The organism is Leifsonia sp. HAY1-4F (assembly GCF_056755275.1).
Map to the genome: position 1 here is coordinate 1 of NZ_JBNDHX010000313.1, position 267 is coordinate 267.

The 267-nt window shown below is 66.3% G+C and carries 1 pseudogene; it reads right to left on the minus strand.

Annotated elements, in window-relative coordinates:
* Position 1: 1 nt before the first annotated feature.
* A pseudogene (locus ACPYOG_RS19645) lies at positions 2-267 on the minus strand (MarP family serine protease); the annotation flags it as partial.

Genomic DNA, 267 nt, shown 5'->3' on the forward strand with positions numbered 1-267 from the left:
GCTATTTGCGGGTGCACTGCCCAGCGGAGACCGAATCGCTGAGACCCGGAGCCTGGGCGGCCACTGGTTCCAGGTCGGTCATGGTCAGAGCGAACCCCAGGGCGGCGTCCGTGGTGGTCTTGGCGAAGATCAGGCCCGCCACCTGGCCTTGCATCGTCAGCAGAGGGCCGCCGGAGTTGCCCGGTTGGACGTCGCCGGCCAGCTTGTACACGAGCTCCGGGGAAGGATTGTTGCCGTAGATGTCCGGCACCAGGATGGGGGAAATCC